Genomic DNA, 12,719 nt, shown 5'->3' with positions numbered 1-12,719 from the left:
GGAACCGGGTCTAGGGCTAGGCCTAGACCTGGACCTGGCCGGCGAGCTGCTGAATGTGGATGATCACGAACTCCGCGGGCTTGAGCGGCGCGAACCCGACCTGGATGTTGACGATCCCGCGGTCGATGTCGTTCTGCGGGTTGTTCTCCCGGTCGCACTTCACGAGGTACGCGTCGGTCGGCGTACGGCCCTGGAACGCCCCCTCGCGGAAGAGAGAGTTCATGAACGCGCCGATGTTCAACCGGATCGAGGCCCACAGCGGCTCGTCGTTCGGCTCGAACACCACCCACTGGGTGCCCCGGTACAGGCTCTCTTCGAGAAAGAGGGCGAGTCGGCGCACGGGAAGGTACTTCCACTCGTCGGTGAGCTGATCGTTCCCCCGCATGGTGCGGGCACCCCAGGCGACGGGGCCCACGGCGGGCAGCTCGCGCAGGCAGTTGACCCCGCGCTGGTTGAGCTGGCCGTTCTCCAGATCGGTCAGCGGCATCTTCAGCCCCTGAACACCGTTGAGCGACGCGTCGGTACCGGCCGGGGCCTTCCACACGCCGCGCTGCGCATCGGTCCGGGCCATCACGCCGGCCATGACCCCGCACGGCGGGAAGTCCCGCACGAGGCCGCCCCGCGGCAGGTCCGTCGCCAGCACTCGGGGGAAGTAGATGGCGGCATTGCGTGCGGGGTCGCCGGTGACCGGGAGCGTGCGTGCGGAATCCGCGACGGCGCCCGCCGTGGGAGCGTCGTTCCACGTGCCCGGGGGGTCGACGAGCAGCAGGGCTCTGTGCTCGCGGCAGAATTCCGCGGCGGCTAGTACCAGGTCCTCGGAGTTGTCCCCGGTCAGCCTCTCCGTGGCGTCGGGGATACAGAGAAGGTTGAAGATGTCAGCCTTGAGCAGGGCTTGGACACCGTTCTTCTTCACCGGATCGCCTTTGTAATCCGCTAGAGCGGGAAACGCGTCCTTGTCAGGAAGGTGCTCGACTGTCGAGAAGAAATCCTTCGACTGCCCGGTCCCCCCGGCATTGGACCCGGCTTCGTCGTCTTCGCCGGGCTGGTTGCCGTTGGAGGGTTGGTTACCTCCCTCGCCCTGCTGGCCGTCAACAGGCTCGTCCTCGTCGTTCTTTTCGGGCGCTTTCTTGCCGTTGCTGTCCCACCTGACAAGTTGAGAGCCGGCCAGAACCCTCTTCAGGCTACGTGGGCTGTCCGGGTCCGTACTGATGTTGAGGTAGGTCTCCTCCACGCCGGTTCCGGTGTCGGTGAGCGTCAGGCTGTAAGCGCCCTCCTTTTCCCGCTCCGGGTCCTCATCGTCCTCGACCCCCCGGACCCGTGCTTCGAGGTTCTTTGCCCATACCCCGGGTCCGATGGGAACCACTGTGGGGCGCTCGTCCCCTGACTTGGGTTTCTTCCCGATCCGGAGAAGCGGGGTCTTCTCGTTGGCCGCCGGGGCCGCCACCACCCGCACGATCTCCGCCTCCGCCCCACCGTTGCGGTAGAACTGCTCGACGGCGTAGCTCATAGGGCTGTCCTTGTGCAGCCCCCCGAACTGCATCTCGTAGTCGGCCCACGACGTGATGTGCACCGGCCCGTCGACCGGCCCGCGCGGGGCCCAGCCGACGAATGCGGCGATCGACGTCGGAACCCCGGTGATGGTCCGTACGGAGCTCTTGACCTCGTCGATGTAGACGCCCGGGTAGCTGACCTTCACCGGCATGACGCCTCTTCTCTCCGACGGTACGGGGGCTACGGAGCGGAACGCGTTCCACCGTAGAAACCGGCCCGGACGGGAGACGCACGAGCTGGGGCGTGTCTCCTCCGGTCAGGGGACCCACCAGGGCCGTTCGGCGCAGCCGCTCAGCGCAGCGACCGTCGCGGGGCACCGGGCCACGTCTTCTTGACCGTGGTCCCGAGCAGGCGCCCGTCGGGGCTGTACAGCGGTATCCCCGCGGGCACTTCGATGTCCCAGCCGTTCCCGGTGGCCCGTGCCCTCACAGTGCCCGAACCGTGGTACCGCTGCCCGGTCTTCTCGTCCTGGCCGATGAGGGTCGCGGTGAACGTCATGCCGTCGCGAAGGACGAGGTCCTTCGGGCCGAAGATCATGTGCGTACCGGGTGAGAGGGAAGCCCAGCGGGCGGGCGGGACCGCACTGCCCGCTGTGTCACCGCCCGGCTTACCGCGGAGCGCTTCCAACGCCTTGCGTACGGAGGCGACGAGTTCTGCCGCGCCTTCGCCCTTGGTGGCGGGCCGGACCCGGGTGATCAGGTCCTGGATCTCGGCTTCGGTCAGTGGCGGCTGTTGCGCTGTCAGCAGGGCCCTCAGCTCGGTCAGCTGTGCCGCGGAGAGCGGGGCCCCTCGGCCGACCCGGGTGGCCAGCTCGCCCATGAGCCGTTCGACGTGGCGCTGAGTGAGCGAGCGTTTGAGGTCGTCGGCCGTCGCCGCCGCCCCGGGCACGACGCCACGGTGCGCCTCGCTGACGCGCAGCAGGTCGCGCAGGTCGTCGTCGCTGAACTCGCCGCGGTTCTCCGCGACGGTGCGGGTCAGTTGTTCGCCGAGGCGGCGTTGGGCCTCCGTGACGTCGCCCGTCCTCGCCATGTTGTCCATGATCTTCCGGAGGGCGGGGTCGTTGCGGATGGCTTGCTTGACGTCGTCGGGGACGGGGGTCCCCTTCTGGGCGGCCCTCGCGCACAGGGTGTCGAGGATGTCGTCCCCACTGAGGCCGACGTGTGCTTCGGCCCCGTCGGCGACGAGCACGGCGGCCGCCAGGACGACGGCGGGGGCGGCCACCCGCCGCCCCGCGGCCTTCCCGGCGGCCTTGCGGAGCAGCGCCGCGGCGAGTCCGAGGGCCGCTAGGAGCGCTGTTCCCTTGGCGGCATCCTCCGGGGAGGGGCCGGTGGCCCCGACGGCCGCAGGTGCGGGCGTCGGGGCGTCCTTGGTCGCGGGCGCCGGTACGCCCGACGGCGCGGTGACGTCGGGCACAGCGGCCCGTTCCCGCTTGTCCCCCCGCCGCTTGCGCTGAGGCGCCTTCTCCGGGGCTCTGCGCCGTCCGCGCTTCTCGTCACGGCAGCGGCATACCCGGCGGGCAACGCTGAAAGGTGGCACGCACAGGTACGTGTACACACCCTCGACAGGAGGGTTGACGACGACCATTTGCCGGCACGTCGGAGACTTCGTCTCCTTGAAGGGGAAGGGGCGGGGCGGCGCGGCGTCGAGCGGCTCCACACGGAAGCCGACGGGCGTGCCGGGGCGCCTCCGGAAGTACTCGCGGAAGAGCCGCAGGTAGATCTGCATCTTGGCGGCGCCCTCGAAGAAGCCCTCGGGGTTGGCCGGTTTGATCTCACCCACCTGGGTGCTCCAAGGGGTGGACCGGACGAGGTCGGGGATGCCCGCGTTGATAATGTAGGGCCACTTGCGCCGGTCGAACGCCATCCGCACCTCGGGGAACATGAACGGCTCGTACATGCGCACCATGAGCTCCTGGATCTGGCGGTGGACGTCCCTGCCGATCGCTCTCACATCGCCGCGGTAACAGATTCCGCAGCCGCCTGCGGCGTCGAGCGTCAAGTACGGTCCCCCGATCGACATCCGCTGCACGCCAGTCGCGGTCGCCCGTCCGACGACCTTGGGCCAGCCGCCCCGGACCACAGTGTCGGCCGCGGCGTGGGCCTCGCGCTCCAAGGAGTCATCGGCAGCGGGCGCCGTCGCGGCGTGCTGCACAGTCCCGGCCATGTGCCGTTGCTGCATGACGTGCGCCAGTTCATGGGCGAGAACGTGTTCCCCGCCACGGGTCCCGGGCCGGTACTGGCCGGCTCCGAACACGACGTTCCGGCCCACGGTGTAGGCCACGGCACCGATGGCCTGCGCGGAGGCGGCGGCCCGTGCGTCGGTGTGCACGCGCACTTTGCCGAAGTCGTAGGCGAAGTGCTCCTCCATGCGCGACCGGACGCCGGGATCCAAGGGGCGGCCCACCGACCGCAAGGTCTCCCCCATTTCGGTCACCGCCGGGGCCGGCTTCGCCGAGTTCCGGCAAGCGCCGGGCGGGCAGGGCACGGCTCCGCAGCGCTGCAGAACGCCGTCGACGGGGACGGACCGAGGGGGAGGGCGGGTGCGCGTCAAGGCCGTCGCTGCGGAGGGGGTCCCTTCCACAGCCGTCTGGGCGGCTGCCATGCACACACCCACCATGCATCACCTCGTACGCGGCCACGCCGCGGAGCCGACGTGTCCGGCACTCCCATTCTCCGCCGCCCTCCGCCCCCACGCGAACCCACGGATCCGGCCTGCGGTCCGAGCCGGGCGGAGCGGAAACGTGACCACGCCCCACAGGGGCGCCTTCGGGCCCGGTGGGGCCCATCGGCTTCGGAAACAGCATGACAACGCGGCGTCCGCCGGGCTTGTCTGCAATCTGTCTGCAGCCCGGGGACGCCGCGCCGTTCACGGATTACGACGCGATGGACGTCAACTCCTCGATCCGTTCCGCGAAGTCGGGGTCGGGTAGAGGGAGGTCGAGGGCGTCGTTGTCGTCGAGGGCGTGGGGGACGTAGGCGATGACGGCGTTGGTGGCGGCGGAGAAGACGCTGGTGCCGCGGAGGTGGGCGAGCAGGCTCAGGACCGCGTTGAGGTCCGTGCGGTCGATGGTTTCGGGCGTCTTGGGGATGAGGTGTTCGAGCCCGGCCTGCTCGTGCCACAGTTCGGCTTCCCGTCGCTCGCCGAGGGCCATGTGGTGCAGGTAGAGGCAGCAGGCCGCGCCGCGGTTGCCCGCGCCGGCCGCGAACTGCCACCAGAACTGGGCGGAGTCCCCGCGTTCGGCGAGGTGCAGCACGCAGCCCAGGACGAGGGCGCCCGCGGGTTCGAGGATGCGGCAGGTGAGGAAGCCGCCGAGCTCGTGGAGGTTGCGGGTGACGACGGTGCGGCACAGTGCCTGCAGCTGGCGCCGGAAGGCCCGGTGGGGCAGGTCGCTGCGCTCGGCCGTGCGGGCCGCCGCGGTGCGGGCGGGGGCCATCTGGTCGTCGAAGGACAGGGCCCCGTGCAGCATGCGGGCGGTGATGCGGGCCGCGAGCCGGGCTTCGGCCGCCTGGGTGTCGGCCATGGTGTAGGGCGGCCGGGCGAGCCGTACCCGGGCCAGGGCCAGCTCCAGCGACGTGCGGCCGGTCACCTGTCCGTCCCCCCTTCGTCGCCGGAGGGGCCCTGGTCGATGCCGAGGGCGTGCTGGAGGCGGTGGCGGGCGAAGCGTGCGGCGGAGCGCACGCCGGCGGGGGTGATGCCCATGATGCTGGCGACCTCGCGGGTGGAGTGGCCCAGGACGTGGAGCAGGACGATGACGTCGTGCTGGCGTTCGGGCAGGGCGTGGATGGCGTCGTAGACGGCCAGGCTGTGTTCGAGCTCGCCGATGGGGTCGAGCGCGTGGTGGAGCGCGGTGGTCTCGAAGGCGGCGGTGTCGATGACGGCGGGCCGCCGGCCCCGGGCCCGTGCCGTGTCGACGGTGCGGTGGCGGACCACCGCCCAGGCGTAGGCGTTGGGGGATTCCTGGGAGAGCACTTCGGACCAGGCGAAGTAGAGCTCTTCGAAGGCCTGGTCGACGGCTTCTTCGGCATCGTGGCGGTGGCGCAGGTAGAGCTCGGCCCAGTGGATGTAGATGCCGCGGTAGAGCTCGTGGAAGGCGCGGTAGTCGGCGGGGAGTCCGGTCACGGGAATGACGCCTGTGCGGGGAGAGCGTGAGGGGCCGGGGTTCATCGCATCCCTCCCACCCGCGGGCGCCGGGGTGCGCCCTCGGGGCGGCGCGGCGGCGCGGGCTGCTGGTTCAGGCCGATGCGTACCGTGGCGGCTGCGGCGCGCCGCAGCAGGTGCCAGGCGTCACCGGCGAATACGCGTGCGACCATCGCTGCGGTGAGCAGGTCGCCGGCGAGTTGAGATTTCACGGAAGCAGGGATCCCTCCGGTCGGCGGACAAGCGGCTCGGGCGCACCGGCGGCGCACGCTCCCCCGGGCGCCGCCTGCTGCCCCTGTCGGAGGAACCCTTCTTCGTCCTCCGCCTATAAAGGCGACCGCCGCGGCCTGATCGTGCAACGGCAGAACGTAAAGAGTTACGGAAGACGATCGTCCAGTAATCCGGTGCCGGTGCGGATGCGAACGCTGACGCGGATGCGGATGCGGATGCGGACATGAACGCCGACGAGCGCGCGGGCGCGAACGCCGACGCGGACACCGGCGCCGGGCCCGGCCTCTCCCCCACGGAGGCCGGGCCCGGCCCGTCAACCAGGCTCAGCTCAGCCCGTCAAGTGCCCCAGCACCGACCGCACCGCCCGGTCCACCGCCCCCCGCGTCTCATCGGTGTGATCCACCGTCTCGAACCCGTGGTGGCCGAGCGGCACGTCGACCACCTCGACGTCGGCCTTGCAGTCCTCCGCGGCGCTCAGGAACTCCCCGACCGTCGCCGCGATCGCCTCGTTCTCCAGCCCCACCCGGGTGAGCACGACCGGCAGCCGCCCGGCCCGCTTCACCGCCTGCACGGGGCGGAACCGGGCATCCACCATCCCCCAGCCCGGCAGCGGCGCCAGCACGGGATAGGTCATCGCCACGCACCGCAGCCACGGCGGGGGCTCGGCGAGCGGATCCGCCGACAGCAACCCGCCGCCGGAGAAGTACCACAGCGCGATGCGGTCCCCGTCGACGCGCGGGTCGGCCCGTACGCGCTCGACCGCCGCGGCGACGTCCTCGGCGGCACGCGCGTAGTCGGCGAGGCCGTGCAGCCGGTGGTCCAGCATCGCCCCGACCGCTCCCAGGCTCGCCACGTACCGGCAATAGCCGACGTAGGCGGGCCAGTCCCGCGGTGTCGGCTGCGCGTCGGCGGCTACGGGGCCCCCGTGGACGAACACCACCGCAGGACGAGGCCGGTCGGCGTCCGGTGCGCCCGGCGGATCCGGCAAGTAGAGGTCCACCTCGCCCACCCGCTCGCGCGGCCGCTCCTCCACGTCCAGGAGGAAGGGCCGCAGGTGGGCGGGCTGCTCGCCCGGCGCCACGGTCACCCGGTGTCCTTCGCCGGCGGCGGCGCTCAGCAGCACGTCGGCCAGTTCGCCCGGGACGGAGAGCATCGGCCAGTGGCCGGTGGCGAGTTCGAAGAAGGTCACCCGGGGGTCGGCGAGCCACCGGTACTGCGGCGGGCCCGACCTCACCAGGAACTCGACCATCTCGATGCTCGACCCGTTGGCGGCGCACAGGACGCCGGTCGTCGGAATTCCGGATCCGGCGCCGGACAGCCGGAGCGGCTGGGTGAGCGTGCCCGCCGGCTGCGGCACGGCGCGGCGGTCCATGCGCGCCAGCGCCTCCGCGGGGACGCCTTCGGTGCTGCCCCAGAGCTGCCACCCGTCGCCTTGCGGCGGGGGGATCCGCCGGTCGTTCTCGTTCTCGCTTTCCCCCTGTCCCCGTCCCTGCCCTTGCTCCTGTCCCTGCCCACCCTGCTGCAACAGCCCCTCCCGGACCGCCTGATCGGGCACCAGCGCGACGGCCGCGTCACCGTCCTGGGGCATGCCCGCATCCAGGTAGACGATGCGGGCGATCCGCTCCGGCCGCCGGTCGGCGGCGCCCAGCACCGGGTGGATGCCGTAGTCATGGCCGACGATCACCACCTCCGGGGCGTCGATCCCGTCGATCAGCCGGACCAGGTCCTCGATGTGGGTCTCCAGGTCCGTGCCGGGCTCTGCCGGACGGCGGGGGTCCCCCATGCCCGTGAGCGTCGCCGGGTACACCTCGGCTCCCGACTCCCCGAGCCGGGCGGTCACCTCCTGCCACACCCAGCCCCCGGTGAAAGGGCCCGACACCAGAACGAACGCCGTCATGATCGCCTCCTCGCATACCGCATACGGCACTCCGCGGATCCGGCCGCATGGGCCGTCCGCGCTCGCCGGTACGGTAAGAACTCCCCTTGCAGGAGATTCAAGGGCGATCTGCAACCCGGCCCGGACTCCCCGCCCCGCCGTTCAGCTGGATCAGATCCCAGCGGTTGCCGTACAGGTCCCGGAAGACGGCCACCGTGCCGTACGGCTCGCTCCGCGGCGCTTCCTCGAAGACGACCCCGGCCGCCCGCATGCGCGCGTAGTCGCGGTCGAACGCGTCGGTGTTCAGGAACCAGCCGACCCGGCCCCCCGTCTGGTCCCCGATCCGGTCGGTCTGTTCCCCGGTCACGGCCCTGGCCAGGAGGATCGCCGACTCCCGCGCTCCCCGCGGGGCCACGACCACCCACCGCTTCCCGTCGTCGATCCGGGTGTCCTGCAGCAGTTCGAAGCCGACGGCGTCGCAGTAGAAGGCGATGGCTTCGTCGTAGTCGCGCACGACGAGGGTCACCAGTCCGAGAGAAGGCATCCGGCGATCATGCCCCATCCGCGGGCGCCTCCCCCCTGACTCGGGGCCCAGCAGGGAGCCCGGCGCCCCGAAGTAGATGTGTCGACACGGCCACAGCGGCCGTAACCGGGCCGCAGGCCCCTCGTTCCAAGTGTCGTACAGCAACAAGGACCCCCACCCGGGGGAGGGTGAGGGTCCGCGATACGAGTGGTCCACGATGTGCGTCGGTGCGTCGTCTACGGGGTTGCGGGGGAGGTGGCTACAACATGCTCTTCAGGGCTCGGCGCAGTCGCTTCCGGCCTTCGCGGTCGCTGCGGATCCTCAGGGCGGTGGCCGCGGTCGCGCCGACGGCCAGCAGGGATCCGGTGATCTTCACCGTCAGCCTCAGGGCCTGGTCGGGCCTGACCGCATCGGCGAGCACCAGGACCGTGAAGACCGTCAGGCCTGCCACCACCACACCGAAGGCCAGGAGCATCGCCCACTTGATCAACGCAAGGGAGCGGGCCGCCTTGTCGGTGTCGTCCTGAGGTGTGCGAGGCGTACTCATAGAGGGCTCCTTCAACGGCCGCCTGCTGCCCCGGAGGTGCGATCCCCTGGGAGGGCAGCAGACGGCGACGGGTGAGACCCGGCCGGGTCTCACTGTTGGGGCGCCCGCACGACTGCCATCGTGCGGGCGCCCGACCCCACTAACGACAAGGCCTTGGGTATAGATACGCCCGCCTACCATCCTTTCGGATGATTGAGCGGTTGAGGGTAATTTGAGCTAGTCGGATGACAAGTCATCCGGCCCGGGGCCGGGGCCCCCGCCGGACCCCCTCAAGGCCTCCCGCAGCGCCTCTCAGATCCCCACGGGCAGATCAGATCCCCACGGGCAGACCCCGGGGCTCCTTGATCCGCTTCATGATGATCTGCGAGTTGACCTCGGTGATGCCGGAGAGCGCGGTGAGGCGCTCGATCCACAGGCGTTCGTAGGCGGCGAGGTCGGCGACCGCGATGCGGAGCAGGCAGCCGGGGCTGCCGAAGAGGCGGTAGGCCTCGATCACGTCGGGGATGTCCTGGAGTGCGGCCTCGAAGGCCTCGACGGCCTCCCGGTCGCGCTTGACCTCGATCGAGACGAGGACCTCGAAGCTCCGCCCCACGGCCTCGGGATTGATGACCGCCCGGTAGCCCTGGATGACCCCGTCCTGCTCGAGCTGGCGGACGCGGCGCATGCACGGGGAGGGGGTCAGGCCGACACGATGGGCGAGCTCCTGGATGGTCAGGCGGCCGTCGTTCTGGAGCTCGCGCAAAATATTTCTGTCGATTCCGTCCATCGCGCAATTATCCACCACGCTCAGCGGTCCCTGCTGCTCAAATCAGCGATCCAATTGCGTCCGTTTCGTTTTATCGTTTGCCTTCCGGCCGCCGCTCCCCCGTGGACGGCCGCCGTGATCTTCAGGCTGCAGAGCAGCGATCTTCAGAAGTGATCTTCAGAAAGGGCGGCAGACGTGGGACAGGTCGTCGTCATCAGCACGGGCGGAACGATCGCCAGCCGCTGGCAGGGTTCCGGTTTCGCCGCCGACGCGCGGGGCGGGGACGTCCTGGCCACGGCGGCGGTGCCCGCGGGCATATCCGTGCGGGTCGTCGACCTGATGAGCGTGAACAGCGCCCGGCTCACCACCCGCGACCAGCTCGCCCTGCTGCGCACCGTGCACGAGGTCCTCGCCGACCCCGGCGTCGACGGCATCGTGGTCACGCACGGCACCGACACGCTGGAGGAGTCGGCGTTCTTCGTCGACCTCCACCACCACGACCCCCGCCCGGTCGTCTTCACCGGCGCCCAGCTCCCGCTCGAAGCGGCGGACGGCGACGGCCCGCGCAACCTGCACGACGCCCTGCTGACGGCCGGCACGGCGGCCATGCGCGGCATGGGCGTCCTGGTCGCCTTCGACGGGCAGGTGCACGCCGCCCGGGGCACGATCAAGGTGCAGACGCTGGCCGCCGACGCCTTCGCCGACCCGTCCGGCAGCCCCGTCGCCGACGTCAAGGACGGCCGCGTCCTCGTCCGCCGGCAGCCCGAGCGCCCCGCGCCCCTCCCCCTGCCGCAGGCGGACGCGCCCCTCCCGCGGATCGACGTCGTCATGCACCACTGCGACGCCGACCCGCTGCTGTTCAACGCCGCCGTCGAGGCCGGCGCCCAGGGCATGGTCCTCGTCGCCACCGGCGCGGGCAACGCGACCCCCGAGGTCGCCGCCGCCGTCGAGGCGGCGGTCGCCCGCGGCGTGCTCGTCGCCCTGACCACCCGGGTGCCCTCCGGCCCCGTCGCCGAGATCTACACCCAGGGCGGCGCCGTGGACCTCGCGGCCGGCGGAGCCGTGCTGACCGGCACCCTCCGCGCCGGCCAGGCCCGGATCGCCGTGCTCAGCGCGGCGCTGGCCTCCCCCGACGCGGACGAGCGGACGCGCGTGCTGCGACAGCTCGTCGCCGCCCCCGCCCCCGCTGCCGAAACCGCGTCCGCGTCCGCGCACGCATCCGCATAAACGTTTCCTCCGCTCCTCCGCCGGCTCCGCGGCTCCCCCTCCCCTCCCCGCCCGCGGCCCGTTCCCCTCCGCTCCCCCACCGCACCCCGATCGGATCCCCCCATGTCGGTCCCCGCCCCCGGCTCCTCCCGCACCGAGCACGACCTCCTCGGCGAGCGCGACGTCCCCACCGCCGCGTACTACGGCGTCCACACCCTGCGCGCCGTGGAGAACTTCCCCATCACGGGCACCCCCATCTCCGCCTACCCCGACCTCGTCACCGCCCTCGCCTCCGTCAAGCAGGCCGCCGCCCTCGCCAACCGCGACCTGGACCTGCTCGACGACCGCAAGGTGAACGCGATCGTCCAGGCCTGTGAGGAGATCCGGGCCGGGCGGTGGCACGACCACTTCGTCGTCGACGTCATCCAGGGCGGCGCCGGCACGTCCACGAACATGAACGCCAACGAGGTCATCGCCAACCGCGCGCTCGAACTCCTCGGCCACGACAAGGGCGACTACAAGCACCTCCACCCGCTGGAGGACGTCAACGCCGGGCAGAGCACCAACGACGTCTACCCGACCGCGGTCAAGGTCGCGCTGCAGCTCGCCGCCGAGCGGCTGCTGCAGGCCATGGACGTGCTGCGCGAGGCCTTCGCCGGCAAGGCGGAGGAGTTCGCGGACATCCTGAAGATGGGCCGCACCCAGCTGCAGGACGCCGTGCCCATGACGCTGGGCCAGGAGTTCGCCGCCTACGCCGTCATGCTGGAGGAGGACCGCGCCCGCCTGGCCGAGGCCTGCGCCCTCATCCGCGAGATCAACCTCGGTGGCACGGCGATCGGCACCGGCCTCAACGCCCACCCCAACTACCCGGGGCTGGCCTGCAGCCACCTGAGCATCATCACCGGCATCCCGCTCGCGGTCGCCGGCGACCTCGTCGAGGCCACCCAGGACATGGGCGCGTTCGTCCAGCTCTCCGGCGTGCTCAAGCGGATCGCCGTCAAGCTCTCCAAGACCTGCAACGACCTGCGCCTGCTCTCCTGCGGCCCGCGCGCCGGCCTCGCCGAGATCAACCTGCCGCCGGTCCAGGCGGGTTCGAGCATCATGCCCGGCAAGGTGAACCCGGTGATCCCGGAGGTCGTCAACCAGATCGCCTTCGAGGTCATCGGCAACGACGTGACGGTCACCTTCGCCGCGGAGGCCGGCCAGCTCCAGCTCAACGCCTTCGAGCCGGTCATCGCCCACAGCCTCCTCAAGAGCATCGGTCACCTGAGCGCCGGCTGCCTGACCCTGGCCGAGCGCTGCGTCACCGGCATCACCGCCAACCGCGAGCACCTGGCCCGCCTCGTCGGCCAGTCCATCGGCCTGGCCACCGCGCTCAACCCGCACATCGGCTACGAGCAGGCCACCGCCGTCGCCCAGGAGGCCCTGACCACGGGCGCCTCGGTGCACGACCTCGTCCTGGCCAAGGGCCTGCTCACCCAGGAGCGGCTCCGGGAGATCCTCCACCCGGACAACCTCGCCCGCCCCCACACCCGGGCGTCCGCCGCGGCGGCCGTCGAGGCCTGACCGCACCCGGACCACCGGCCGCACGCCCCGGAGCCGGCACCGACGCCGGCTCCGGCCCTCTCCAGCACAGCAACCACCAGCACCAGAAAGAAGAAGCACCTTCATGGCAACGGCGCCCAGCGTCTCGTACTCGATGACCGTCCGACTGGAGGTTCCCACGAGCGGAACCTCGGTCAGCGAGCTGACCACGACGGTGGAGAGCTCGGGCGGTTCGGTGACCGGCCTCGATGTGACTGCTTCCGGTCATGAGAAGCTGCGGATCGACGTCACGATGGCGACGACGTCGACCGAGCATGCCGATGAGATCGTGGAGAAGCTGCGCGGTATCGAGGGCGTG

At 71.2% G+C, this 12,719-nt stretch carries 12 protein-coding genes; 3 read left to right on the top strand and 9 right to left on the bottom strand.

Features of this window, described 5'->3' with window-relative positions; translation table 11 throughout:
- Nucleotides 1-22: 22 nt before the first annotated feature.
- The 9 genes from NQU55_RS17615 to NQU55_RS17575 form a co-directional block, all read right to left on the bottom strand.
- Complete coding sequence (locus NQU55_RS17615; protein WP_256790823.1) at nucleotides 23-1,702, bottom strand: phage tail sheath family protein; 1,680 nt, start codon at nucleotides 1,700-1,702, stop codon at nucleotides 23-25.
- Between the two features lie 140 nt (nucleotides 1,703-1,842).
- Nucleotides 1,843-3,975 carry an eCIS core domain-containing protein gene (locus NQU55_RS17610; protein WP_256790822.1) on the bottom strand — a complete coding sequence of 711 codons (2,133 nt, stop codon included), beginning with the start codon at nucleotides 3,973-3,975 and terminating at the stop codon, nucleotides 1,843-1,845.
- A gap of 448 nt (nucleotides 3,976-4,423) precedes the next feature.
- Nucleotides 4,424-5,137 carry a hypothetical protein gene (locus tag NQU55_RS17605; protein ID WP_168096113.1) on the bottom strand — a complete coding sequence of 238 codons (714 nt, stop codon included), beginning with the start codon at nucleotides 5,135-5,137 and terminating at the stop codon, nucleotides 4,424-4,426.
- Nucleotides 5,134-5,670: an RNA polymerase sigma factor gene (locus NQU55_RS17600; RefSeq protein WP_058043007.1), complete on the bottom strand. Its 537-nt coding sequence runs from the start codon at nucleotides 5,668-5,670 to the stop codon at nucleotides 5,134-5,136. Before NQU55_RS17600 ends, NQU55_RS17605 begins: the two co-directional genes overlap by 4 nt.
- A 41-nt stretch (nucleotides 5,671-5,711) precedes the next feature.
- Nucleotides 5,712-5,900 carry a hypothetical protein gene (locus NQU55_RS17595; protein ID WP_168096111.1) on the bottom strand — a complete coding sequence of 63 codons (189 nt, stop codon included), beginning with the start codon at nucleotides 5,898-5,900 and terminating at the stop codon, nucleotides 5,712-5,714.
- Between the two features lie 347 nt (nucleotides 5,901-6,247).
- A complete protein-coding gene (locus NQU55_RS17590; protein WP_256790821.1) occupies nucleotides 6,248-7,816 on the bottom strand; it encodes an alpha/beta fold hydrolase in 1,569 nt (522 codons plus the stop codon).
- 97 nt (nucleotides 7,817-7,913) lie between these two features.
- Nucleotides 7,914-8,339 (bottom strand): VOC family protein, encoded by a 426-nt coding sequence (locus NQU55_RS17585; protein WP_168096643.1) that lies wholly within the window; start codon nucleotides 8,337-8,339, stop codon nucleotides 7,914-7,916.
- Nucleotides 8,340-8,577: 238 nt separating this feature from the next.
- On the bottom strand, nucleotides 8,578-8,865 hold the full coding sequence (locus NQU55_RS17580) for a hypothetical protein (RefSeq protein WP_168096198.1): 288 nt from the start codon (nucleotides 8,863-8,865) through the stop codon (nucleotides 8,578-8,580).
- A 310-nt stretch (nucleotides 8,866-9,175) separates the two neighbouring features.
- Nucleotides 9,176-9,631 (bottom strand): Lrp/AsnC family transcriptional regulator, encoded by a 456-nt coding sequence (locus NQU55_RS17575; RefSeq protein ID WP_168096199.1) that lies wholly within the window; start codon nucleotides 9,629-9,631, stop codon nucleotides 9,176-9,178.
- 174 nt (nucleotides 9,632-9,805) lie between these two features.
- Between NQU55_RS17575 and NQU55_RS17570 the strand changes: the two genes are divergently transcribed.
- The 3 genes from NQU55_RS17570 to NQU55_RS17560 all read left to right on the top strand — a co-directional run.
- A complete protein-coding gene (locus tag NQU55_RS17570) occupies nucleotides 9,806-10,837 on the top strand; it encodes an asparaginase (protein WP_168096200.1) in 1,032 nt (343 codons plus the stop codon).
- A gap of 102 nt (nucleotides 10,838-10,939) precedes the next feature.
- On the top strand, nucleotides 10,940-12,382 hold the full coding sequence (aspA, locus tag NQU55_RS17565) for an aspartate ammonia-lyase (protein ID WP_168096201.1): 1,443 nt from the start codon (nucleotides 10,940-10,942) through the stop codon (nucleotides 12,380-12,382).
- A gap of 103 nt (nucleotides 12,383-12,485) precedes the next feature.
- Nucleotides 12,486-12,719: ACT domain-containing protein (locus NQU55_RS17560; RefSeq protein ID WP_505017593.1), on the top strand; the 234-nt coding region annotated here is incomplete at its 3' end.

Origin of the sequence: Streptomyces telluris (assembly GCF_024519335.1) — a bacterium.
Taxonomy (GTDB): Bacteria; Actinomycetota; Actinomycetes; order Streptomycetales; family Streptomycetaceae; genus Streptomyces; species Streptomyces telluris.
Note: the sequence above shows the minus strand (reverse complement) of the source record. Positions and strands in the feature narration are given on the sequence as shown.